13 protein-coding genes, 1 tRNA gene, 1 rRNA gene and 1 pseudogene are annotated in these 24,956 nt (G+C 72.6%); 12 read left to right on the forward strand and 4 right to left on the reverse strand.

The window, feature by feature from the left end; translation table 11 throughout:
• Positions 1-93: ribosomal RNA gene (gene rrf / locus ACFYT9_RS12220) — 5S ribosomal RNA — on the forward strand; the annotation flags it as partial.
• A 5-nt stretch (positions 94-98) separates the two neighbouring features.
• Positions 99-171 (forward strand) — tRNA-Thr (locus ACFYT9_RS12225).
• Between the two features lie 111 nt (positions 172-282).
• Here the strand turns inward: ACFYT9_RS12225 and ACFYT9_RS12230 are convergent.
• A complete protein-coding gene (locus tag ACFYT9_RS12230; protein ID WP_376598763.1) occupies positions 283-2,928 on the reverse strand; it encodes a SpoIIE family protein phosphatase in 2,646 nt (881 codons plus the stop codon).
• A gap of 268 nt (positions 2,929-3,196) precedes the next feature.
• On the opposite strand from ACFYT9_RS12230, the gene ACFYT9_RS12235 reads away from it, so the two are divergent.
• From ACFYT9_RS12235 to ACFYT9_RS12280, 10 genes are all read left to right on the forward strand, one after another.
• On the forward strand, positions 3,197-8,713 hold the full coding sequence (locus ACFYT9_RS12235; RefSeq protein WP_389162728.1) for a HAMP domain-containing protein: 5,517 nt from the start codon (positions 3,197-3,199) through the stop codon (positions 8,711-8,713).
• 301 nt (positions 8,714-9,014) lie between these two features.
• Positions 9,015-9,689, forward strand: a complete 675-nt coding sequence (locus tag ACFYT9_RS12240; RefSeq protein ID WP_376598759.1) for a two-component system response regulator — start codon at positions 9,015-9,017, stop codon at positions 9,687-9,689.
• A 228-nt stretch (positions 9,690-9,917) separates the two neighbouring features.
• The gene (locus ACFYT9_RS12245; RefSeq protein WP_389162731.1) at positions 9,918-12,740 is read left to right on the forward strand and encodes a DNA translocase FtsK; all 2,823 of its coding nucleotides are present in this window, start codon (positions 9,918-9,920) and stop codon (positions 12,738-12,740) included.
• 288 nt (positions 12,741-13,028) lie between these two features.
• Positions 13,029-13,850 carry a helix-turn-helix domain-containing protein gene (locus tag ACFYT9_RS12250; protein ID WP_376598757.1) on the forward strand — a complete coding sequence of 274 codons (822 nt, stop codon included), beginning with the start codon at positions 13,029-13,031 and terminating at the stop codon, positions 13,848-13,850.
• A gap of 122 nt (positions 13,851-13,972) precedes the next feature.
• Positions 13,973-15,496, forward strand: coding sequence for a 30S ribosomal protein S12 methylthiotransferase RimO (gene rimO / locus ACFYT9_RS12255; protein ID WP_389162734.1), 1,524 nt, complete (start codon positions 13,973-13,975; stop codon positions 15,494-15,496).
• Positions 15,493-16,167 (forward strand): CDP-diacylglycerol--glycerol-3-phosphate 3-phosphatidyltransferase, encoded by a 675-nt coding sequence (gene pgsA, locus ACFYT9_RS12260; RefSeq protein WP_376598753.1) that lies wholly within the window; start codon positions 15,493-15,495, stop codon positions 16,165-16,167. The genes rimO and pgsA overlap by 4 nt, the downstream gene beginning before the upstream one ends.
• A complete protein-coding gene (locus ACFYT9_RS12265; protein ID WP_376598751.1) occupies positions 16,164-16,688 on the forward strand; it encodes a CinA family protein in 525 nt (174 codons plus the stop codon). The genes pgsA and ACFYT9_RS12265 overlap by 4 nt, the downstream gene beginning before the upstream one ends.
• 109 nt (positions 16,689-16,797) lie before the next feature.
• A complete protein-coding gene (locus tag ACFYT9_RS12270; RefSeq protein ID WP_093873780.1) occupies positions 16,798-17,181 on the forward strand; it encodes a helix-turn-helix domain-containing protein in 384 nt (127 codons plus the stop codon).
• A gap of 159 nt (positions 17,182-17,340) precedes the next feature.
• Positions 17,341-17,811, forward strand: coding sequence for a Dps family protein (locus ACFYT9_RS12275; RefSeq protein WP_389162738.1), 471 nt, complete (start codon positions 17,341-17,343; stop codon positions 17,809-17,811).
• Between the two features lie 267 nt (positions 17,812-18,078).
• The gene (locus ACFYT9_RS12280) at positions 18,079-18,336 is read left to right on the forward strand and encodes a hypothetical protein (RefSeq protein ID WP_389162741.1); all 258 of its coding nucleotides are present in this window, start codon (positions 18,079-18,081) and stop codon (positions 18,334-18,336) included.
• Here the strand turns inward: ACFYT9_RS12280 and ACFYT9_RS12285 are convergent.
• The 3 genes and pseudogenes from ACFYT9_RS12285 to ACFYT9_RS12295 all read right to left on the reverse strand — a co-directional run bounded on the left by ACFYT9_RS12285 (position 18,284) and on the right by ACFYT9_RS12295 (position 24,721).
• A complete protein-coding gene (locus ACFYT9_RS12285) occupies positions 18,284-19,048 on the reverse strand; it encodes an SDR family NAD(P)-dependent oxidoreductase (protein WP_389162744.1) in 765 nt (254 codons plus the stop codon). The genes ACFYT9_RS12280 and ACFYT9_RS12285 overlap by 53 nt on opposite strands.
• A 224-nt stretch (positions 19,049-19,272) precedes the next feature.
• Positions 19,273-20,055 (reverse strand): annotated as a pseudogene (locus tag ACFYT9_RS12290) (Fpg/Nei family DNA glycosylase); the annotation flags it as partial.
• A gap of 19 nt (positions 20,056-20,074) precedes the next feature.
• Complete coding sequence (locus tag ACFYT9_RS12295; protein ID WP_389162747.1) at positions 20,075-24,721, reverse strand: DEAD/DEAH box helicase; 4,647 nt, start codon at positions 24,719-24,721, stop codon at positions 20,075-20,077.
• Between the last annotated feature and the right edge of the window lie 235 nt (positions 24,722-24,956).

Genomic DNA, 24,956 nt, shown 5'->3' on the forward strand with positions numbered 1-24,956 from the left:
ACGCCCGGTTACATTCCGAACCCGGAAGCTAAGCCTTTCAGCGCCGATGGTACTGCAGGGGGGACCCTGTGGGAGAGTAGGACGCCGCCGAACAACCCGCCCTTTTAGCTCAGTCGGTAGAGCGTCTCCATGGTAAGGAGAAGGTCAACGGTTCGATTCCGTTAAAGGGCTCAGAGAAAGAAGGCCCCCGCCTTGTGGCGGGGGCCTTCTTGCGTTTCCGTGGATCGAAAGGAAAGGAGGGAGGGCCGGCGCCTCCTCGCGGAGGCGCCGGCCCGTCCGGTGTCAGCTCGGGTCCGGCTCCCGCAGGCGCATCGTCAGGATGGCCATGTCGTCGGAGGCGGGGGCGTGGGCGAAGCGCTCCACGGCACGCAGGATACGGCCGCCGACAGCACCGGCCGTCAGGCCCGTACAGGTCCCGAGAGCGTCGGCGAGGCCGTCGTCGCCCAGCATGCGGGTGCCCTCACGGCGCTCGGTGACACCGTCCGTGACGCACAGGAGGACATCACCCGGGTCGAGCGTGAAAGTCTCCTCGTACAGCTCCAGATCCTCCATGACGCCCAGCAGGGGCTGGGGTTCGGCGGCAGGGGTGACCGTGCCGTCGGGGCGGAGGCGGAGCGGGAGAGGATGGCCGGCGCAGACGACCTTCAGGAGCGCCGAGCCGTCCGGCTGCGGGCGGAGCTCGCCGTACAGGAGGGTCAGGAAGCGGCTGCGGGCGCCCTCGTCGAGGATGGCCGCGTTCAGGCGCTCCAGGACGGCAGGGCCGCCGAAGCCCTCGCGGGCCAGCAGGCGCAAGGCGTGGCGGGCCAGGCCCGTGACGGCCGCGGCCTCCGGGCCCGTACCGCAGACGTCGCCGATGGCGAAGCCGTACACGTCGTCCCGGATGGGGAAGACGTCGTAGAAGTCTCCTCCCACCTCGTTGCCCTCGCCGGCCGCGCGGTAGATGACGTCCACCTCGACGCCCGGGATCTTGGGGAGCTCGGGCGGGAGGAGGCTGCGCTGGAGGGACTGGCTGATGGCGTTGCGCTCCGAGTACAGGCGCGCGTTGTCCAGGGCCAGGGCGGCCCGGCGCGAGAGGTCCTCGGCGAGCTCCAGGATCTCCTGGCGGAAGTGGTCCTCGGCCGGGCGGCCCAAGGTGAGCATGCCGATCACCCGGTTGCGGGCGACCAGAGGCAGGACGACCGTCTCGCCGGCCACCGCGCCCGCCGTGGCGAGCGCCGTGTCGATGCCGGAGGAGAGCGGACTGCCCAAGTGCTCCAGCTCGCGGGCCGAGGCGGTCAGCGCGGCCCGGTGGGCCGCGTCGCCCGGGGCCGTCCAGAGCCGGGCGCCGGGGGCCGGCACCGGGTCGGGCGGGGCGATGGAGAGGAGCAGGGCCTTCAGACCGTCGATGCGGTCCTCGTCCTCGTGGAGCACGTACGACAGGTACGGGTCCGAGGTCGGGTCGGCGATCGTGTAGACCGCGCACCAGGTGGCCAGGGTCGGGACCGTCATCTGGGCCATCAGGGCCAGCGTCTGGTCGCGGTCGAGAGTGCCGGCCAGCAGGTCGGACGCCTCGACGAGGAAGCTGAGGGACCCGCGGCGGAGCCGCTCCAGCTCGCCGAGGCGGGCCGACTCGACGGCCAGGGCGATCCGGTCGGCGGCGAACTGGAGACGGAGGGCCTCTTCGTTCGAGTAGCGGTTCGACGCCTCCGCGGCGACGCCGAGGGAACCGGTGAGACGGCCCTCGACCTTCAGCGGGACGGTGACGACCGAGCGCATGCCGGTGCCTTCGAGGAGCGGCACGGCGCCGGGGACGGCGGCCAGGTCCTCGTGGACGGCGGGCATGCGGGCGGAGCCGTAGCGGCTGGCGCCGGTCTCCACCGGGACGCGGGCGAAGCGCTGGCGGGCCGCCGGGAGCCCGGTGGTCGCCCGGACCTCCAGCTCCGTCTCGTCGTCGGTGGCCAGCAGGAGGAAGGCGGAGTCGCCGTCGAGCATGTCCCGGGCCCGCTCGACCGTGCGCTGGAGCAGACCGTCCAGGTCGTCCGGGGCGGGGGACCCGATGAAGACCTCGAAGGGGTCCGTGGCGCGGCTCTCCGCACCGGGGTCGGCGGCCGGGCGCTGCGGGGTCTGGAGGACGGCGCGCTCGTCCTCCCGCACCAGGAGGCAGACCGTGGACGGCTCGCCGGAGGCGTCCCGGACCCGCAGGTGGGAGGCGTACACGGGGATGACGCGGCCGTCGGCGCGGCGGAGCCCGTAGCTGCCCTCCCAGCGGGAGTGACGGAGGGCCTCGGCGAGGCCGGTGCCGATGCCGGGGGTGTGGGGCCAGGCGGCGAGGTCGCCCAGCGGCTTGCCGATGACGTGCTCGGAGGCGTACCCGAAGAGCTCCTCGGCGTCCTCGTTCCACGAGGTGATCGAGCCGCCCTGGTCGATCTGGACGACGGCGACGCGGACGCGGCTGTCGGTGACCGGGAGGAGGGCGTCCGGGAGGACCGGGCCGGCCGAGCGGGTGCCGACGGGGCGCTGGGGGAGGTCGAGGTGGAACCAGACGTGCTTGCGGGTGGGGGAGTAGTCGACTCCCCAGCGGTCGGCGAGGGCGGCGCACAGGAGCAGGCCGCGGCCGTTCTCCCGGTCCGGGCTCGCGATGCCGCGGCCGCTCTGGACGGGGATCTCACGCTCCGGATAGCGGTCGGCGACCTCGATGCGGATGCTGTCCTCGGAGCGCAGGCACAGGACGTCGGCGGCCGTGCCGGCGTGCACCACGGCGTTGGTGACCAGCTCGCTGGTGAGGACGACGGCGTCGTCCACGAGCTCCGGGTGGCCCCAGCCCTGGAGGGTGTCCCGGACGAAGGCCCGGGCGGCGGCGACGGACCGTCCGACGGGGTCGAAGGTGGCAGTCGCCCGCGCGGTGATCACAGCACTCCTCGTACGCGTCTCGACGCCCGGCTCTGCCATGCTCGGTCTGCCCCTCCCGCTGCCCGGTGGTCGTACACGCTCCACACCGCCCCCGCCGGGCGGACAGGGGCGGCTGGACAGCCGGATGCCAGGTTACTTACCTTCGCCGTCCCCGCGGATGCCGGTCTCCGCTGTTTCCGCCCTCCGGGGGTGGGGACGCTGTGCGAAGCTGCCGAACTGTTATCGCCTGGTTCGGTCGCGGTGAAACACTGGACATGCTTCGGCGGGAGCCGGAGCGGAACGGTCGACCCCTTTCGGGAGGGACACGGTGGACTCTGGCACGGCGGCGCGACGCGGCGGCGGCAGCGGCACGCGCGCGAGGGGCGGGCGTTCCCGTGGGGGGACGGTACAGGTGGACGCGGCCGCGCTGGAGCGGTTGCTGTCCGCGCTCGTGTCCATGCGCGACGGCAATCTGCGGAGGCGGCTGACCGTCTCCGGCGACGGGGTGATGGCCGAGATCGCGGCCGTCTTCAACGAGGTCGCGGACCGGCAGATGCACGTGACCGGCGAGCTGTCGCGGGTGCGGCGGGTCGTCGGCCGCGAGGGCAAGCTCTCCGAGCGTCTTGAGGCGGGGGCGACCGAGGGCGCCTGGGCGGCGGCGATCGAGGCGGCCAACGCGCTCGTCGACGACCTCGCGCGGCCGGTGTCCGAGGTGAGCCGGGTGCTGACGGCCGTCGCCGAGGGCGACCTCGAACAGCGGATGGACTTGCGTTCGGAGGGTTCGGACGGGACGGTCCGGCCGCTGCGCGGAGAGTTCCTGAAGGTCGCGCGTACCGTCAACCACCTCGTCGACCAGCTGTCGGTGTTCGCCTCCGAGGTCACCCGGGTCGCCGTCGAGGTGGGCACCGAGGGCATCCTCGGCGGGCAGGCGCACGTGCGGGGCGTGTCCGGGTCGTGGAAGGACCTCACGGACTCCGTCAACACGATGGCGAACCAGCTGACGGCGCAGGTGCGGGACATCGCGCTGGTGACGACGGCGGTGGCCAACGGCGACCTGTCGCAGAAGGTCACGGCGAACGTGGCCGGCGAGATGCTGTCGCTGAAGAACACCGTGAACACGATGGTGGACCAGCTGTCGTCGTTCTCGTCCGAGGTGACCCGGGTGGCCCGTGAGGTGGGCACCGAGGGCGAACTCGGCGGGCAGGCCGAGGTCGCCGGGGTGGCCGGCGTGTGGAAGGACCTGACCGATTCCGTCAACACGATGGCGGGCAACCTCACCAGCCAGGTGCGGGGGATCGCGGAGGTGACGACGGCGGTCGCCAACGGCGACCTGTCGCAGAAGGTCACCGTGAGCGCGCGCGGTGAGATCGCCCAACTCGCCGACACCATCAACCAGATGACCGAGACCCTGCGGACCTTCGCCGACGAGGTGACCCGGGTGTCGGGCGAGGTCGGCGCGGAGGGACTGCTCGGCGGGCAGGCGCAGGTGCCGGGCGCGGCGGGCACCTGGAAGGACCTGACGGACTCGGTCAACACCGTCTTCCGGAACATCACCACGCAGGTGCGGGACATCGCGCAGGTGACGACGGCGGTGGCCAACGGCGACCTGTCGCAGAAGGTCACGGTCGATGTCGCCGGCGAGATGCTGGAGCTGAAGAACACCGTCAACACGATGGTGGACCAGCTGTCGGCGTTCGGTTCCGAGGTGACCCGGGTGGCCCGGGAGGTCGGCGTCGAGGGCCGGCTCGGCGGGCAGGCCCAGGTGCAGGGCGCGGCCGGCACGTGGAAGGACCTCACCGACTCGGTGAACACGGCCTTCCGCAACCTGACCGGTCAGGTGCGGGACATCGCGCAGGTGACGACGGCGGTGGCCAACGGCGACCTGTCGCAGAAGGTCACCGTGGATGTCGCCGGCGAGATGCTGGAGCTGAAGAACACCGTCAACACGATGGTGTCGCAGCTGTCGTCCTTCGCCGACCAGGTCACGCGGATGGCGCGGGACGTGGGCACCGAGGGCCGGCTGGGCGGTCAGGCGCGGGTGGACGGGGTCTCCGGACGCTGGCGCGAGCTGACCGACTCGGTGAACTTCATGGCCGGCAACCTGACCTCGCAGGTGCGCCAGATCGCGCAGGTGACGACGGCCGTGGCGCGCGGCGACCTGTCGCAGAAGATCGACGTCGACGCCCGGGGCGAGATCCTGGAGCTGAAGAACACCATCAACACGATGGTCGACCAGCTCTCGGCCTTCGCCGACCAGGTGACCCGGGTGGCCCGGGAGGTGGGCACCGACGGCCGGCTGGGCGGTCAGGCACAGGTGCCGGGCGTCGCCGGTGTGTGGCGTGACCTGACCGACTCGGTGAACGGCATGGCCGGGAACCTGACGGCCCAGGTGCGGAACATCGCGCAGGTCGCCACGGCGGTCGCCCGGGGTGACCTGTCGCAGACCATCGACGTGGACGCCCGGGGCGAGATCCTGGAGCTGAAGAACACCCTCAACACGATGGTGGACCAGCTGTCCTCCTTCGCCGACCAGGTGACCCGGGTCGCCCGCGAGGTGGGTACGGAGGGCATCCTGGGCGGCCAGGCCGAGGTGCAGGGGGTCTCCGGCACCTGGAAGGACCTGACCCAGTCGGTGAACTTCATGGCGAACAACCTGACCTTCCAGGTCCGGAACATCGCCGAGGTCACGACCGCCGTCGCCCGCGGCGACCTGTCGAAGAAGATCACCGTCGACGCCAAGGGCGAGATCCTGGAACTCGTCACCACCGTCAACACGATGGTGGACCAGCTGTCCAACTTCGCCGACGAGGTGACCCGGGTGGCCCGCGAGGTGGGCACCGAGGGCATCCTCGGCGGGCAGGCCCGGGTGCGCGGGGTGACCGGCATCTGGAAGGACCTGAGCGACAACGTCAACCTGATGGCCAACAACCTGACCAGCCAGGTGCGGAACATCGCGCGCGTCTCCTCGGCGGTCGCCAACGGCGATCTGACGAAGAAGGTCACCGTCGAGGCCCGCGGCGAGGTCGCCGAGCTCGCCGAGACCGTCAACACGATGGTGACGACGCTGTCCTCGTTCGCCGACGAGGTGACCCGGGTGGCCCGCGAGGTGGGCACCGAGGGCATCCTCGGCGGGCAGGCGCGGGTGCCGGGCGGCTCGGGCACCTGGAAGGACCTCACCGACTCGGTGAACAGCATGGCCGACAACCTCACCGGCCAGGTGCGGCAGATCGCCGCGGTCACCACCGCCATCGCCAAGGGCGACCTCACCAAGAAGATCGACATCGAGGCCCGGGGCGAGATCCAGGAGCTGAAGAACACCATCAACACGATGGTCGACCAGCTGTCGAACTTCGCCGAGGAGGTCACCCGCGTCGCCCGCGAGGTGGGCACCGACGGGCAGCTCGGTGGTCAGGCCCGGGTCCGGGACGTCGAGGGCACCTGGAGCGACCTCACGCTCTCCGTGAACGAGATGGCGGGGAACCTCACCCGGCAGGTGCGGGCCATCGCGGCCGTCGCCACCGCGGTGACCCGCGGCGACCTCAACGTCAAGATCGACGGTGTGGACGCGGCCGGTGAGATCCAGGCGCTCCAGGAGAACATCAACACGATGATCGCCAACCTGCGCGACACCACCCTCGCCAACGACGAGCAGGACTGGCTCAAGTCCAACCTGGCCCGCATCTCCGGACTGATGCAGGGCCGCCGTGACCTCGACGACGTCGCCTCGCTCATCATGAGCGAGCTGACGCCGGTGGTCTCCGCACAGCACGGCGCCTTCTTCGTGGCGACCCCGATCGGCTCCGCCAACCACGACACCGAACTCGTCGGCGAGGGCGGAGGCTCGTACGAGCTGCGCATGCGCGGGAGCTACGGATACTCCGCCGGCTCCATGCCGACCTCCTTCCGCCCCGGCGAGACCCTCATCGGGACGGCGGCGGAGGAGAAGCGGACCATCCAGGTCAACGTGCCGCCGGGCTATCTCAAGATCTCGTCCGGGCTCGGCGAGGCATCGCCCGCGCACGTGATCGTGCTGCCGGTGCTCTTCGAGGGGAAGGTCCTCGGCGTCATCGAGCTGGCCTCCTTCCAGCCGTTCGCGCAGATCCAGCGGGACTTCCTCAACCAGATCGCCGAACTGATCGCGACCACGGTCAACACCATCAGCGTCAACACCAAGACCGAGGTGCTGCTCCAGCAGTCGCAGGAGCTGACCGAGCAGCTGAAGGAGCGGTCGGCGGAGCTGGAGCACCGGCAGAAGGAGCTCCAGAACTCCAACGCCGAGCTGGAGGACAAGGCCGAGCTGCTGGCCCGCCAGAACCGGGACATCGAGGTCAAGAACACCGAGATCGAGGAGGCCCGGCAGGTCCTGGAGGAGCGCGCCGAACAGCTCGCGGTCTCCATGCGCTACAAGTCGGAGTTCCTCGCCAACATGTCGCACGAGCTGCGCACCCCGCTCAACTCGCTGCTCATCCTGGCCAAGCTGCTCGCGGACAACGCGGAGACCAACCTCACCCCGAAGCAGGTCGAGTTCGCCGAGACCATCCACGGCGCCGGCTCCGACCTGCTCCAGCTGATCAACGACATCCTCGACCTGTCGAAGGTCGAGGCGGGCAAGATGGACGTCTCCCCGACCAGGATCGCCCTCGTCCAGCTCGTCGACTACGTGGAGGCGACCTTCCGGCCGCTCACCGCGGAGAAGGGACTGGACTTCTCGGTCCGCGTCTCGCCCGAACTGCCCGCCACGCTCCACACCGACGAGCAGCGGCTCCTCCAGGTGCTGCGCAACCTGCTGTCGAACGCGGTGAAGTTCACCGACTCCGGCGCGGTCGAGCTGGTGATCCGGCCGGCCGGGGCGGACGTGCCGCAGTCCATCCGGGAGCAGCTCCTGGAGGCCGGTTCGCTGCGGGACGCCGACGCAGATCTGATCGCCTTCTCGGTCACCGACACCGGCATCGGCATCGCGGCCAGCAAGATGCGGGTCATCTTCGAGGCGTTCAAGCAGGCCGACGGCACCACCAGCCGCAAGTACGGCGGTACGGGCCTCGGGCTGTCCATCAGCCGGGAGATCGCCCGCCTGCTCGGCGGCGAGATCTTCGCGGTGAGCGAGCCGGGCCGGGGCTCCACCTTCACCCTGTACCTGCCGCTGAACCCGACCGAGGTGCCGCCGCACGGGTACGGACAGGGCGAGACGGACACCCCGGGGCAGGAGGCCGACGCGGGGCCGGAGGGGTACGCCTTCCCGCACTTCCCGCCCGCTCCCGTACGGGGTGACGCGCGGTCGGGGGCCGGGGCGCTCTTCCGGCACCGGCGCAAGGCAGGGCCCGCGGCGGAGGCCCCGGACCAGGCGGGTGCGGCAGGTGCCCGGGGCGCCGTGCCCGGGCAGCCGGGTCCGCAGGGAGAGCCGGACACCCTCGCGGTGACCGCCGGCGCGGAGGCGGAGGAGGCCCCGGCGCCCCGCCGCACCTACTCCTTCTCCGGCGAGAAGGTCCTCATCGTCGACGACGACATCCGCAACGTCTTCGCGCTCACCAGCGTGCTGGAGCAGCACGGTCTCGCGGTGCTGTACGCGGAGAACGGGCGGGAGGGGATCGAGGTCCTGGAGCAGAACGACGATGTGACGGTCGTTCTGATGGACATCATGATGCCGGAGATGGACGGGTACGCGACGACGACCGCGATCCGGCGGATGCCGCAGTTCGCGGGGCTGCCGATCATCGCGCTCACCGCGAAGGCGATGAAGGGCGACCGGGAGAAGGCGATCGAGTCGGGCGCCTCCGACTACGTCACCAAGCCGGTCGACCCGGACTACCTGCTCTCCGTCATGGAGGAGTGGATGAGCGGCGCGTGACGGCCCGCCGTCCGGTGCCGGATCCCGCTCGGGTCGGGCACCGGACGGCGTACAGTCGCCGTCCGGGTGTGAGACCCGCCGCAACCGGGAACCTTCTGGACCCGCGCCCCGTTTCCGAACTGTGCACAGTGACATCACGGTGACAGGGTGTGGCGACGTGCGGGGTGCGGCTACGATGACCGGCACAAGGACGGACGGCGCCAGGAAGCCGTCCTCCGGGGCGGCGCCCGGTGCATCCCCCGGTTCCGGCAGCGGTTCCGGGATCCAGGGCGAGCCGTTGCCGGGGCGAGGAGGACGGGGCATGGTGCAGAAGGCCAAGATCCTCCTGGTCGATGACCGGCCGGAGAATCTGCTGGCGCTGGAGGCCATTCTCTCCGCGCTCGATCAGACGCTGGTGCGGGCATCGTCCGGGGAGGAAGCGCTCAAGGCGCTGCTGACGGACGACTTCGCGGTCATCCTGCTCGACGTCCAGATGCCCGGCATGGACGGCTTCGAGACCGCCGCGCACATCAAGCGCCGCGAGCGGACCCGGGACATCCCGATCATCTTCCTGACCGCGATCAACCACGGGCCGCACCACACCTTCCGCGGGTACGCGGCGGGCGCGGTCGACTACATCTCCAAGCCGTTCGACCCGTGGGTGCTGCGGGCGAAGGTCTCGGTCTTCGTCGAGCTCTACATGAAGAACTGCAAGCTGCGTGAGCAGGCGTCCCTGCTGCGGCTGCAGTTGGAGGGCGGCGGCGAGAGCGGCCAGGGCAAGGAGGCCGCGGGGCTGCTCGCGGAGCTGTCCGCCCGGCTCGCCGCCGTCGAGGAGCAGGCCGAGGCGCTGTCCAAGCAGCTCGACGACGAGTCCGCCGACGCGGCCGCCGTCGCGACCGCCGCCCACCTGGAGCGCAAGCTCACCGGGCTGCGCAGGGCGCTCGACGCGCTGGAGCCGGGTACCGGCGGAGCGCCCTCGCTGCCCGCGCAGGGCTGAGCAGCGCGAGCCGTCGCGGCGAGCTGCCGGGGCTGGGGTCCACGGGCCTTGCCGTAGGCGATCGGGATTGGGCTCCACGGGCCTTGCCGTCGGCGATCGGGGCTGCGCTTCACGCGCCTCGCCGCGGGTGGCCGGAGCGGGTGACCGGCCGTCAGCTCCGTGCCGGGGCAAGGGCGACACGTTCGGGTGAGGCGGACAGCCCGGCCGCTCACCGGTAACCTCAGCACCATGGCTTCACGTACGTCCGGCAAGGGTACTCAGGGCACCGCACCATCGCGCGCCGGCCGGACGACGGGCGCCGCGAAGAAGGCGGCGGCCAAGTCCACGGCGAAGTCCCCGGGCAAGCCGCCCGCGAAGAAGGCGGCGGCCAGGAAGACCGCGCCCGCCAAGCGGGCGCCCGCGAAGAAGACCGCGGCGAAGCGGCCCGCGCCCAAGCCGGCGCCGTCCCCGACCGGCGGCGTCTACAAGGTGGCGCGCGGCGCCGCGCACGGCGTCGGCGCGATGTTCCGGGGGATAGGACGCGGCGCCAAGGGGCTCGACCCCGCCCACCGCAAGGACGGGCTCGCCCTGCTGCTGCTCGCCGCCTCGCTGATCGTCGCGGCCGGCACCTGGTCCCACCTGGAGAACCCGGTCGGCGACCTCGTCGAGATGCTGGTCACCGGCGCGTTCGGCCGGCTCGACCTGCTGGTACCGCTGCTGCTCGGCGCCATCTCCTTCCGGCTCTTCTGCTATCCGGAGCGTCCCGAGGCCAACGGACGGATCGTCATCGGGCTCTCCGCCCTCGTCATCGGCGTCCTCGGCCAGGTCCACATCGCCTGCGGTTCGCCCGGCCGGGACGCCGGCTCCGCGGCGATGCAGGACGCGGGCGGCCTGATCGGCTGGGCCTCGTCCCAGCCTCTGGTCTTCATGACGGGGGAGGCACTGGCCGTCCCCCTCCTCGTGCTGCTCACCCTCTTCGGACTGCTCGTCGTCACCGCCACCCCCGTCAACGCGATCCCGCAGCGGCTGCGCGCCCTCGGCATCCGGCTCGGTCTCGTCGAACCCGTGGCGGAGGAGACTGCCGAGGAGTACGAGGACCGGGAGGCGTACGAGGACGACTGGCAGGAGGCGCCGCCGCGCGCCGCCCGCCCGGTCAGGCGCCGTACCGGCGGCCCGGCCGACCCGTACGACGTGGACCGGGCCGAAGCGGAGGCGCTAGAGCGGCGCGGGCGCGCCGCCCGGCCCCGAACGGCGGCGGCCGGCCAGGACCACGGCATGGACCCGGTCGACGTGGCCGCCGCGGCGGCCGCCGCGCTGGACGGCGCGGTGCTGAACGGCATGCCGCCGTCGCCGCTGGTCGCCGACCTGACCCGGGACGTGGCCGCCGAGCGGGCCGCGGCACTCGGCGAGGGGGCCGGCGGGGCGGCGGACGAGGCGAGCGGGCCCGTACCGCCCATGCCGAAGTCGCCGCCGAACGTGCCGACGGCGCGGGGCGGGGAGAAGCGTGCGGCGGGCGGGTCCGTACCGGATCTGACCAAGCCCGCGCCGGAGCCGACGGACCTGCCGCCCCGGGCCGAGCAGCTCCAGCTCGCCGGAGACATCACCTACTCGCTGCCGGCCCTGGACCTCCTGGAGCGGGGCGGGCCGGGCAAGACCCGGTCGGCCGCGAACGACGCCGTGGTCGACGCGCTGTCGAACGTCTTCACCGAGTTCAAGGTGGACGCCGCCGTCACCGGATTCACCCGGGGACCGACGGTCACCCGGTACGAGGTCGAGCTCGGGCCGGCCGTGAAGGTCGAGAAGATCACCGCGCTGACGAAGAACATCGCCTACGCGGTGGCCTCGCCGGACGTGCGGATCATCTCGCCGATCCCCGGCAAGTCCGCCGTCGGCATCGAGATCCCGAACAGCGACCGGGAGATGGTCAACCTCGGGGACGTGCTGCGGCTCGCGGACGCGGCCGGGGACGAGCACCCGATGCTGGTGGCGCTCGGCAAGGACGTCGAGGGCGGCTACGTGATGGCCAACCTGGCGAAGATGCCGCACGTGCTGGTGGCCGGCGCGACCGGCTCCGGCAAGTCGTCCTGCATCAACTGCCTGATCACCTCCGTGATGATAAGGGCGACCCCGGAGGACGTCCGGATGGTGCTCGTCGACCCCAAGCGGGTCGAGCTCACCGCCTACGAGGGCATTCCGCACCTGATCACCCCGATCATCACCAACCCCAAGCGGGCCGCGGAGGCCCTCCAGTGGGTGGTCCGCGAGATGGACCTGCGGTACGACGACCTGGCCGCCTTCGGCTTCCGGCACATCGACGACTTCAACCAGGCCATCCGCGACGGCAAGGTGCAGCTGCCGCCCGGCAGCGAGCGCGAGCTCAAGACCTACCCGTACCTCCTGGTGATCGTCGACGAGCTCGCGGACCTGATGATGGTCGCCCCCCGGGACGTCGAGGACGCCATCGTCCGCATCACCCAGCTGGCCCGCGCGGCCGGCATCCACCTGGTGCTCGCCACCCAGCGCCCGTCGGTGGACGTCGTCACCGGTCTGATCAAGGCGAACGTGCCGTCCCGGCTCGCCTTCGCGACCTCCTCGCTCGCCGACAGCCGGGTCATCCTCGACCAGCCCGGCGCCGAGAAGCTCATCGGCAAGGGCGACGGCCTGTTCCTGCCGATGGGCGCGAACAAGCCGACCCGCATGCAGGGCGCCTTCGTCACCGAGGCCGAGGTCGCGGCCGTCGTGCAGCACTGCAAGGACCAGATGACGCCGGTCTTCCGCGACGACGTCACCGTCGGCACCAAGCAGAAGAAGGAGATCGACGAGGAGATCGGCGACGACCTCGACCTGCTGTGCCAGGCGGCCGAGCTGGTCGTCTCGACGCAGTTCGGCTCGACCTCGATGCTCCAGCGGAAGCTGCGGGTGGGCTTCGCGAAGGCCGGGCGGCTGATGGACCTGATGGAGTCGCGGAACATCGTGGGCCCGAGCGAGGGGTCCAAGGCGAGGGACGTGCTCGTCAAGCCCGACGAGCTGGACGGGGTGCTCGCGGTGATCCGCGGCGAGTCGGAGGAGTGACCGGGCGGGAGGAGTGACCGGGCCGGAGGAGTGGAGCGGGCCGGAGGAGTGGAGCGGCCGGGGCGGGGTATCCGATCGAGACCTGGCCGAGACTCACTCGTAAGGGAACCGGGGGCAACCGTTTCCCCTGGCCGTACGTCAAGTTGGACGGAGGGACAGAAGGATGTCCCATCCTCGCGAAGTACAACCTCATGGCGTACAAACCGCACCCGCCCGGTTGCCCCACCCTTTCGTACCACCCATAGACTGAACGTCCAGCAGGTGGTTACACGCTCGAAAGGCGCTCTCGTGTCCATCGGCAACTCCCCCGAAGACGACCGGACGTTCCCGTCAGACGACCCGGAACCGATCGGTCGTACCCTCCAGCAGGCCCGCATCGCCGCCGGCCTCAGCGTCGAAGAGGTCAGCGCCTCCACCCGTGTCCGGATCCCGATCGTGCACGGCATCGAGGAGGACGACTTCTCCCGCTGCGGTGGCGACGTCTACGCGCGCGGTCACATCCGCACGCTCGCGCGTGCCGTCGGGCTCGATCCGGCGCCGCTGATCGAGCAGTACGACGCCGAGCACGGTGGCCGTCCCTCGCCCACCCCCGCCGCCCCGCTCTTCGAGGCGGAACGTATCCGCCCCGAGCCCCGGCGGCCCAACTGGACCGCGGCCATGGTCGCCGCGATCGTCGCCGTCGTCGGCTTCGTCGGCTTCACGATGTTCAACGGAGCCGAGGAGCCGAAGGGGACCACGGCCGCGGAGGGCGGTCCCGCGCCCGCCCCGGAGAAGGCGTCCTCCCCGGCCAAGCCCAAGCCGGTGAAGCCCGCCCCGAAGCCGACCGAGAGCGCCATCGCGGCGGTCCCGGCGGACAAGGTCACCATCCGGCTCAGCGCCGACGGCAAGAGCTGGATCTCGGCCAAGGCGTCCGACGGCAAGATGCTCTTCGACGGTTTCCTCCAGGAGGGCGACACGAAGACCTTCCAGGACGACGAGCAGGTCGACCTCGTCCTCGGCAACGCCGGCGCGATCGAGCTGTACGTGAACGGCAAGAAGGTCTCCGAGAAGTTCGAGGACGGCCAGGTGGAGCGGCTCAGCTACACCAAGGGCGACCCCACCGCCGGCTGAGACCGGTGTGACGGGCGCGTCCGCTGTGACCTCACGGTCACCGGCGCGTCCGGTGTGACCTCCGTCGCGCAGGTGAACCCTGGGCGACGGGGTCACGTCCGGGACGAAGTAGTCTTGAGCCCATGCCCGAACGCCGTACCGTCGCCCTTGTCACTCTCGGCTGCGCCCGTAACGAGGTGGACTCGGAGGAGCTCGCAGGCCGCTTGGCAGCGGACGGCTGGGAGCTCGTCGAGAACGCCGAGGAAGCGGACGTCGCCGTCGTCAACACCTGCGGCTTCGTCGAAGCCGCCAAGAAGGACTCCGTCGACGCCCTCCTCGAAGCCAATGATCTGAAGGACCACGGCCGCACCCAGGCCGTCGTCGCCGTCGGCTGTATGGCCGAGCGCTACGGCAAGGAGCTGGCCGAGGCCCTCCCCGAGGCCGACGGCGTACTCGGCTTCGACGACTACGCCGACATCTCCAACCGCCTCCAGACCATCCTCAACGGAGGCAGTGTCGAGGCGCACACCCCGCGTGACCGGCGCAAGCTGCTCCCGCTCTCCCCGGTCGACCGCCAGCAGGCCGCCGCAGAGGTCGCCCTCCCGGGCCACGGAGCCGCCGAGGAGCCGCAGAACGTCCCGGGCGACCTGCCCGAGGGCCTGGCCCCCGCCTCCGGCCCGCGCGCCCCGCTCCGCCGCCGTCTCGACCGCAGCCCCGTCGCCTCCGTGAAGCTGGCCTCCGGCTGCGACCGCCGCTGCTCCTTCTGCGCCATCCCGTCCTTCCGCGGCAGCTTCGTCTCCCGCCGGCCCTCGGACGTGCTCAACGAGACCCGCTGGCTCGCCGAGCAGGGCGTCAAGGAGATCATGCTGGTCTCCGAGAACAACACCTCGTACGGCAAGGACCTCGGCGACATCCGCCTCCTGGAGGGCCTGCTCCCCGAGCTCGCCGCCGTCGACGGCATCGAGCGCGTCCGGGTCAGCTACCTCCAGCCGGCCGAGATGCGCCCCGGCCTGATCGACGTGCTCACCTCCACCGACAAGGTCGTGCCCTACTTCGACCTGTCCTTCCAGCACAGCGCCCCGGACGTGCTGCGCGCCATGCGCCGCTTCGGCGACACCGACCGCTTCCTCGACCTGCTCGCCACCATCCGCGAGAAGGCTCCGACGGCCGGCGCCCGCTCCAACTTCATCGTCGGCTTCCCCGGCGAGACCGAGGCCGACTTCGCCGAGCTGGAACGCTTCATCACCCACGCCCGCCTCGACGCCATCGGCGTCTTCGGCTACTCCGACGAGGACGGCACCGAGGCCGCCACGTACGAGCACAAGCTCGACCAGGAGGTCGTGGACGCGCGGCTCGCCCACCTCTCCCGGCTCGCCGAGGAGCTCACCGCCCAGCGCGCGGAGGAGCGGATCGGCGAGATGCTGGAGGTACTGGTGGAGACCGAGGACGAGGAGGACGGCTGGATCGGCCGCGCCGCGCACCAGGCCCCGGAGACGGACGGGCAGGTCTACCTCGTCGACGGTGGTGGCGTGGGCCTCGACCTGGCCCCGGGCCGTATGGTCAGGGCGAAGGTCGTGAGCACCGAGGGCGTCGACCTCGTGGCGGAGTGCGCCGAGCTGCTGGGGGGCGACCCCCAGCCCCCCGTTGTCGAGGAGGTGGGCAGATGACCGGAGTCCCGGCATCCGCGACGGGCGGGACCGGAAGGCCCGCGCCCCGCGGCAAGCTGGGCGCGGCGGCCGTGAACCCCGTCAGCGTGTGGAACATCGCCAACATCCTCACCATGATCCGGCTCGTCCTCGTGCCGGCCTTCGTGGTGCTCCTGCTCCAGGACGGCGGGCACGACCCGGTCTGGCGGGCCTGGGCGTGGGCGGCGTTCGCCGTCGCCATGATCACGGACGTCTTCGACGGACATCTGGCCCGCACGTACAACCTGGTCACCGACTTCGGGAAGATCGCCGACCCCATCGCCGACAAGGCGATCATGGCGGCCGGCCTGATCTCCCTGTCGGCGCTGGGCGACCTGCCCTGGTGGGTGACGGCGGTGATCCTGGCGCGTGAGCTGGGGATCACGCTGATGCGCTTCTGGGTGATCCGGCACGGGGTCATCCCGGCCAGCCGCGGCGGCAAGATGAAGACGCTCGCCCAGGGCACGGCAGTCGGCATGTACGTGCTGATGCTCACCGGCCCGCTGGCGACGCTCCGCTTCTGGGTGATGACGGTGGCGGTCGTGCTGACCGTCGTCACCGGCCTGGATTATGTGCGACAGGCCGTCGTCCTGAGACGGCAGGGGCTCGCCGCCGAGCGAGCGGCCGCCCGCGCGGAGGCGTCGGCGCGATGAGCGCGGCGGCCGCCCGGGTCCTCGGTCTGCTCGCGGAGCGGGGCCAGACGCTGGCCGCCGCCGAGTCGCTGACCGGGGGACTCGTGGCCGCGGAGCTGACCGGGGTGCCGGGGGCGTCCCGCAGTTTCCTCGGCTCGGTGACGGCGTACGCGACGCCCCTCAAGCACGAGCTGCTGGGGGTGGAGGCCGGCCTGCTGAGGGAGCGCGGGGCGGTGGATCCCGAGGTCGCGGTGCAGATGGCACGGGGTGTACGGGACCGGCTGGGCGCCGACTGGGGAATGGCGACGACCGGGGTCGCGGGGCCCGACGCGCAGGACGGGCAGCCCGTCGGGACCGTCTACGTGGCGGTCGCGGGACCCTCCACGACAGGCGCCGCGGCGGGGAAAGTGGTGTCGTTGAGATTGAACGGCGACCGCGCGGACATTCGTAGAGAGAGTGTGCGGAGCGTACTGGAACTGCTCCACGCGGAACTCTCGGGAAATGCGCGGGCACAGGATACGGAACAGAACGGGGGGAATTGATGTTTGCAGCCCTGAGTGAACACGACATCGCTCCCCGCACGGCCGCGGCGCGAGGCGGTACGGTGGGGCGTGAAGGATGCGGCTACGCGGTCCGAGGAGGGAGCCACCGATGATTCTGCTCCGTCGCCTGCTGGGTGACGTGCTGCGTCGGCAGCGCCAGCGCCAGGGCCGTACTCTGCGCGAAGTCTCCTCGTCCGCCCGAGTCTCGCTCGGCTATCTCTCCGAGGTGGAGCGGGGGCAGAAGGAGGCTTCCTCCGAGCTGCTCTCCGCGATCTGCGACGCGCTGGACGTACGGATGTCCGAGCTCATGCGCGAAGTGAGCGACGAGCTGTCACTGGCCGAACTGGCCGAGTCGGCGGCTTCGAGCGAACCGGTGCCGACGCCGGTCCGTCCGATGCTCAATTCGGTGTCGGTGACGTCGGTGGCCGGTGTGCCCACCGAGCGGGTGACCATCAAGGCGCCCGCGGAGGCCGTGGACGTCGTCGCCGCCTGATTCCGAACGGGTCGAAGCCCCGGTCGGTGCCCCCTGTGGGGCGCCGGTCGGGGCTTCGTCGTGTCGGCCGTTCCGCAGGTGCGGCCGTTTGTTTGAGATGTCGGATTTCGGACAGGCGTGCCATGGTGGGGGATACGTACGACTGGTTGGAGATTCCGCATGTCTGTCGTGAAGAGCCCGTTGTCCGACGCCGACCTCAAGACGGTCGGCAGCGCTCTCCAGGGAGCCCTCGTCGACCTCGTCGACCTGGCGCTCGTCGCCAAGCAGGTGCACTGGAACGTCGTCGGACCGCGCTTCCGCTCCGTCCATCTGCAGCTGGACGAGGTGGTGGACACCGCCCGGCTGCACTCCGACACGGTGGCCGAGCGGGCCTCGGCACTCGGGGTCAACCCGGACGGACGAGCCGCGACGGTGGCCGCCGACAGCGCGATCGGGACGGTACCGGAGGGATGGATCAAGGACACGGAGGCGGTGCAGATCCTGGTGGCCTCGCTCGGCGCGGTCATCACCCGGATGCGCGAGCGCGTGGACGCCACCGGCGAGCCCGACCCGGTCAGCCAGGACATCCTGATCTCCCTCACGGCCGACCTCGAGAAGCACAGCTGGATGTTCCAGGCCGAGAGCGCCTAGGCGGCCGGCATGGCGATACGCGAGGCCGGGGGCGAGAGGATCTGCGGGGTGCGCGGGGGCGGACCCGGGGACGGGCGGGGTTCCGCCCGCGGGGCCGGTTCCGAGGGTGCGCGGTCCTTCGCGCGCGGGGGCGGTCCCGAGGGTGCGCGGTGCTCCGCGCGCGGGGGCGTCCGCCGGATCGTGCGCGGAGTGCGCGCCGGGACTGACACCGGTGCGCCCTCCCGCAGGGTGATCCGGCCGGTCTAGCGTCGAGCGCAGGAGGCGGCCATGGTATGGCGACGGGTTCCGCTGGTGACGCTCACGCTGATCGCGGTCGGGCTGGTGGCCGGGGGGCTCTGGTGGTGGGCGGTGCTGCGCCTGCTGCTGGTTCCGGGCGAGTCCGGAGCGGTCGAGGGGGCGATCGCCGCGGGCGGCTGGGGGCTGAGCCTGTTGCCGGTGCACGTGGCCGCCTCCTCGCGCCCGCCCGCCCGGCTCACCAGGGCATGGCGACGCCACCGTTCGGGCGCAGGATCTGGCCCGTCGTGAACGAGGAGGCGTCGCAGGCGAGGTGGAGGACCGCGTGGGCGACGTCGTCCGGTTCGCCGACCCTCCGCAGCGGGGAATGACGGACCATCGCGGCCTCGGCCTGCTCCTGGGCGGCCGGCTCGTGGCGGGCCGTCATGGGGGTGCGCACCCAGCCGGGGGCGACCGCGTTCACCCGGATGCCGTGCGGGCCCGCCTCGACCGCGAGCGTCTTGGTGAGCTGTACGACGGCCGCCTTCGCGACGCTGTAGCAGAGCAGCCCGGGGCCGGCGGTGTCCATCGCGCCCGAGGCCATGGTGACGATCGATCCCCGGGTGCCCGAGGCGATCATCGAGCGGGCCGCCTCCTGGCAGGCGTGGAGGACGCCCTTGAAGTTCACGGCGAGGACGCGGTCGAGGTCCTCCTCGCGGGTCTCCAGGACCGAGCTGGTGTGCATGATCCCGGCGACCGCCGCCATCACGTGGAGGGGGCCGGCCGCGTCCACGGCGGCGGCGAGCGCGGTCCGGTCGGTCACGTCGAGCGGGTGGACGCGGGCCGCGCCGCCGTCGCGGGCGATCAGGGCGGCCGTCTCCTTGAGGCCCGGTTCGTCGAGGTCCGCCAGGTGCAGGGTCGCGCCCGCCCGGGCGAGGAGGACCGCGCTCGCGCGGCCGATGCCGCTCGCGGCGCCCGTCACGAACGCGGTGCGGCCGGTGAGGTCGTACGCCGGGAGGCTCATGAGGGGACCGTACGACCCGATCTGACGGACCGTCAATCGGGTGGGAGGTCCGGGAGGTGGCGATTCCGGGAATCGCCGGGGGCGCTCCGTCGATCGCCGGGGGTGCCTTGCTGATCGTCGGCGGGGTGCTGACGATCGTCGGGGGTGCTCCGCTGATCGTCGGCAGGTCCCGGGTGATCGGCGGTGGGGCCAGGGTGATGGGTGGTGGGTCCCGGGTGATCGGCGGTGGGGCCGTGCTGGCAGCCCGGGCACCAGTACGTGACCCGGTCGCCCAGCTCCGCCTTGCGGACGGCGGCGCCGCAGCGCAGACAGGGGCGGCCCGCGCGGCCGTAGACGTGCAGCGGTGTGCGGGGGCGGCGGGTCGTCGTGGTGCGCCGGTCCGGATGGTCCTTGTTCGCCTCCAGGAGACGGCGGGCGGTCGCCACCAGGCGGGGCGGGACGTCGGGCGCGAGCTCACCGACCGGCAGCCACGGGGTGACGGCCGCGAGAAACGCCAGCTCCGACTTGTACACGTTCCCGATGCCGGCGAGGTTGCGCTGGTCGAGCAGGGCCTCGCCGAGGGGACGGGCCGGGTCGGCGAGGAGGCGGCGCACCGCCTCCTCCGGGTCCCAGTCCGGGCCGAGGAGGTCGGGGCCGAGATGGCCCACCGCGCCGGCCTCCTCGGAGGTACGGATCAGCTCCAGGACCGGGAGGCGGTAGCCGTACGCGGTGTAGCGGTCGTTCCCGAGGATGGCGCGGATCTGGTGCTCGGGGCCGCCGCGCGGGCGCTCCCCGGTCGCGTACACCCGCCACGCGCCGTCCATCCGCAGATGCGAGTGGAGGGTGAGCCCGCCGTCGATGCGGGTCAGGAGGTGCTTGCCGCGCGGGGTGACCTCCAGCACCGCCCGGCCGGTCAGGTCGGCGGTCGCGAAGCGGGGCACCCGCAGATCCGCACGGGTCAGCACCCGCCCGGCCAGCGCCTCGTGCAGCCGGCGGGCGGCCTGCCAGATCGTGTCTCCCTCGGGCATCGGCGGTCCTCCGCGCGGGTCAGGCCCTGAGGCGGAGGCCTCGGGGGGTGGCCACGAAGCCCGCCGTCTCCAGGGGGCGGGACAGCGGGGAGGTCAGGGCCGTCGCGCCGTTGATCCGCTCCACCGTGACCGTCCCCAGCGCACCCGCCCGGGCCGCGTCGGCCAGGGCTCCGGCCGCCGCTGCCAGGGCCGGATCGTCCGGCTCGGCCGGCCAGGACAGCACCGACTTGCCGCCGCGCTCCACGTACAGCGTCAGCTCGCCGTCGACCAGGACCACCAGCGCGCCCGCCTTCCGGCCCGGCTTGTGACCGGCGCCGGTGGGAGGCTCCGGCCATGGCAGCGCCGCCCCGTACGCGCTCGCCGGGTCGGCGGCGGCCAGGACCACCGCGCGCGGGCCCGCTCCCGCATCGGCGCCCCGGTCCCGGGCGGTTGCCGCCGCCCGCAGCCGGTCCACGGCCCCGTCCATCGCGAACTGGGCCGCTCCCAGCCCCTCCACCACATAGCCCCGCCGGGCCTGGCCGCTGTCCTCGAAGGCGGACAGGATCCGGTACACGGCCGAGAAACCGCCTTCCACCCCCTCGGCGGCGACGGCACCGCGGGTCACCACGCCGTGCCGGTCCAGCAGGGTGCGGGCGAGCGCGTGCGCCCGGTGGGTCGGCTCCGGCTCGGAGGGCGGCAGCAGCGCCCAGCGGCCCGAGACCGTCGGCGGACCCGAGCGGGATGCCGGACGGGTGGCGCCCAGCGTCCCGAACCGGCCGCGCGGCACCGTGCGGCGAGCCCGGTGCGCGGTGGAGCCGGCCGTGCGGCCCGATCCGAGGAGGGAGCGCAGCGGCGCCAGGGTGTCGTTGGTGAGCCGGCCCGACCAGGCCAGGTCCCACAGGGCGTCGGCGAGCTGCGGATCGGTGGCGTCCGGGTGGGTGGTGATCCGGACCTGATCGGCGATCTGGCGGAAGAACAGTCCGTACCCGCCGGAGAGGGCCGTCAGGACCGACTCGTGGAGCGCGGTGAGCTCCAGCGGGTGCGGCGGGGGCAGCAGCAGCGGGGCCGCGTCCGCCAGGTAGAGCGAGACCCAGCCGTCCTTGCCGGGCAGCGAGCCCGCCCCGGCCCAGACGACCTCGCCGGTGGTGGTCAGCTCGTCGAGCATCGCCGGCGAGTAGTCCCGGACCCGCGACGGCAGGACCAGCTTCTCCAGCGCCGAGGCCGGCACGGGCGCGCCCTGGAGCTGTTCCACCGCCCGGGCCAGCCCGTCGATCCCGCGCAGACTGCTGCCGCCGAGGTGCTGCCACTGGGGCAGGAAGGTGGCCAGCGCCGCCGGGGGCACCGGCTCCAGCTCGTGGCGCAGGGCTGCCAGGGAGCGGCGGCGCAGTCGGCGCAGGACGGCCGCGTCGCACCACTCCTGCCCGATGCCCGAGGGGTGGAACTCGCCCTGCACGACCCGGCCGGCCGCGGCGAGGCGCTGGAGGGCGCCGTCGGTGACGGCCGCGCCCAGACCGAAGCGAGCGGCGGCCTGCGAGGAGGTGAAGGGGCCGTGGGTGCGGGCGAACCGGGCGAGGAGGTCGCCGAGGGGATCCTTGACCGGCTCGGTGAACGCCTCGGGGACGCCGACCGGCAGCGCGGTGCCGAGCGCGTCCCGCAGCCGGCCCGCGTCCTCGATCGCCGCCCAGTGGTCGGCGCCCCCGATCCGCACCGCGATCGCCCGGCGGGACCGGGCCAGCTCGCGCGCCCAGTCCTCCTCGGCGCCGCGCGCGGCCAGCTCCGCGTCGGTCAGCGGACCGAGGACCCGCAGCAGGTCGGCGACGCCCTCGTGGTCCTTGATCCGCCGGTCCTCGGTGAGCCACTGGAGCTCCCGCTCCAGCTCCGTCAGCACCTCCGGGTCGAGCAGCTCGCGCAGCTCCGCCTGGCCCAGCAGCTCCGCGAGGAGCCGGGAGTCCAGTGAGAGCGCGGCCGCCCGGCGCTCGGCGAGCGGGGAGTCCCCCTCGTACAGGAACTGGGCCACGTATCCGAAGAGCAGCGAGCGGGCGAAGGGCGAGGGCTCGGGGGTGGTGACCTCGACGAGGCGGACCCGGCGGGCCTCGATGTCCCCCATCAGTTCGGTCAGACCGGGGACGTCGAAGACGTCCTGGAGGCATTCGCGGACGGCCTCCAGGACGATCGGGAACGAGCCGAACTCGCTCGCCACCTGAAGCAGCTGCGCGGCCCGCTGGCGCTGCTGCCACAGGGGGGTCCGCTTCCCGGGGTTCCGCTTCGGCAGCAGGAGGGCCCGGGCCGCGCACTCGCGGAACCGGGAGGCGAACAGCGCCGAGCCGCCGACCTGGTCGGTGACGATCTGCGCGACCTCGCCCTTGTCGAAGAGCGTGTCCGCCGCGCCGACCGGCGCCTGGTCGGCGTCGTACACCGTGTCCTGGTGGCGGCCCGGGTCGACCGGCTCGTGGTCCAGCAGGTCCAGCCCCATGTCGAGGCCCATCAGGTCGGCGTCCGGCAGCCGCAGCACGATGCCGTCGTCCGCGTGCATCACCTGCGCGTCCATGCCGTACCGCTCGGCGAGCCGGGCGCCCAGCGCCAGCGCCCACGGCGCGTGCACCTGCGCCCCGAACGGGGAGTGGACGACGACCCGCCAGTCGCCCAGCTCGTCACGGAACCGCTCCACCAGGATCGTCCGGTCGTCCGGCACGTGCCCGCACGCCTCGCGCTGCTCCCGCAGATACGAGAGGACGTTGTCCGCCGCCCAGGCGTCCAGGCCGGCCGTGATCAGCCGCAGCCGGGCGTCCTCCTCGCCGAGCGCCCCCAGCTCGCGCAGGAACGCGCCCACCGCGCGGCCCAGTTCGAGCGGCCGGCCCAGCTGGTCGCCCTTCCAGAACGGCAGCCGGCCCGGCACCCCGGGCGCGGGCGAGACGAGGACCCGGTCGCGGGTGATGTCCTCGATCCGCCAGGACGTGGTGCCCAGCGTGAAGACGTCGCCGACCCGCGACTCGTACACCATCTCCTCGTCGAGCTCGCCGACCCGGCCGCCGCCCTTCTTCGGGTCCGCGCCGGCCAGGAACACCCCGAACAGGCCCCGGTCCGGGATGGTGCCGCCGGAGGTGACCGCGAGCCGCTGCGCGCCCGGGCGGCCGGTGACCGTGCCCGCGACCCGGTCCCACACCACGCGCGGGCGCAGCTCGGCGAACGCGTCCGAGGGGTAGCGGCCCGCGAGCATGTCCAGCACGCCCGTGAAGGCCGATTCCGGCAGGGAGGCGAAGGGGGCCGCCCGGCGGACCACCGTCAGCAGGTCGTCCACCTGCCAGGTGTCGAGGGCGACCATCGCGACGAGCTGCTGCGCCAGCACGTCCAGCGGATTGGCGGGGATCCGCATCGACTCGATCGAGCCCGACCGCATCCGCTCGGTCACCACGGCCGCCTGCACCAGGTCGCCCCGGTACTTGGGGAACACCACGCCCGTGGAGACCGCGCCGACCTGATGGCCCGCGCGGCCCACGCGCTGGAGCCCGGAGGCCACCGAGGGCGGCGACTCGACCTGGACGACCAGGTCCACCGCGCCCATGTCGATGCCGAGCTCCAGGCTGGAGGTGGCGACCACCGCGGGCAGCCGTCCCGCTTTCAGGTCCTCCTCGACCTGGGCCCGCTGCTCCTTGGAGACCGAGCCGTGGTGGGCGCGGGCGAGCAGCGGCGGCGCGCCCTGGGCCGCGCCCGACTGGGCCATGATCTCGGCGGGCGGGGCACCCTCGGGGGCCGGCTCCCCGGTCGCCCGCTCGTAGGCGATCTCGTTGAGCCGGTTGCAGAGCCGCTCGGCGAGGCGCCGGGAGTTGGCGAAGACGATGGTGGAGCGGTGGGCCTGGACGAGGTCGGCGATCCGCTCCTCGACCTGGGGCCAGATCGAGGGCTTGTCCCCGCCGTCCTTGCCCTCGGAGGCGGGGGATCCCCCCAGCTCGCCCATGTCCTCCACGGGCACGACGACGGAGAGGTGGAACTCCTTGCCCGACGGCGGCTGCACGATCTCCACCTGGCGGCCGGGCGAGAGGAAGCGGGCGACCTCGTCGACCGGGCGGACCGTGGCCGACAGGCCGATCCGGCGCGCGGGGCGGGGCAGCAGTTCGTCGAGCCGCTCCAGGGTGAGGGCCAGATGCGCGCCGCGCTTGGTGCCGGCGACCGCGTGGACCTCGTCCAGGATGACCGTCTCCACACCGGCCAGCGCCTCCCGGGTGGCCGAGGTCAGCATGAGGAAGAGGGACTCGGGGGTGGTGATCAGGATGTCCGGCGGCTTGGTGGCGAGCGCGCGGCGCTCGGCGGCCGGGGTGTCGCCGGAGCGGATGCCGACCCGTACGTCCGGCTCGGGCAGCCCGAGCCGGACGGACTCCTGGCGGATGCCGGTCAGGGGTGAGCGGAGGTTCCGCTCGACGTCCACCGCGAGCGCCTTCAGCGGGGAGATGTAGAGCACTCGGCAGCGCTTCTTCGGGTCGGCCGGGGCGGGGGCGGACGCCAGCCGGTCGAGGGAGGCGAGGAAGGCGGCCAGGGTCTTGCCCGAGCCGGTCGGAGCCACGACGAGCACGTCGGAGCCCGCGCCGATGGCCCGCCAGGCGCCCTCCTGGGCGGCGGTCGGCGCGGTGAAGGCCCCGGTGAACCACCCGCGGGTGGCCGGGGAGAAGTCTTCGAGTGCGGACGTGACCATGTCCCCCATCGTGCACCCCGGCACCGACAACCGCCCGGACCTGTGGAAAACCGCGTCCTGTCCCGGCGCCGCCCGGGTCCCGGCCTGGCGTCGACCGCGTCGTGGCCTGGCGTCGGCCCCGCGTCGGCCTGGCGTCGGCCCCGCGTCGGCCTGGCGTCGACCCCGCGTCGGCCTGGCATCGACCGTCTCCGGGCCTGGAGGCGACCGGGTCCTGGCTCGGTGTCGACCGCGCGCC

Origin of the sequence: Streptomyces sp. NPDC004435, assembly GCF_042873895.1 — a bacterium.
In the GTDB taxonomy this organism is placed as follows: domain Bacteria; phylum Actinomycetota; class Actinomycetes; order Streptomycetales; family Streptomycetaceae; genus Streptomyces.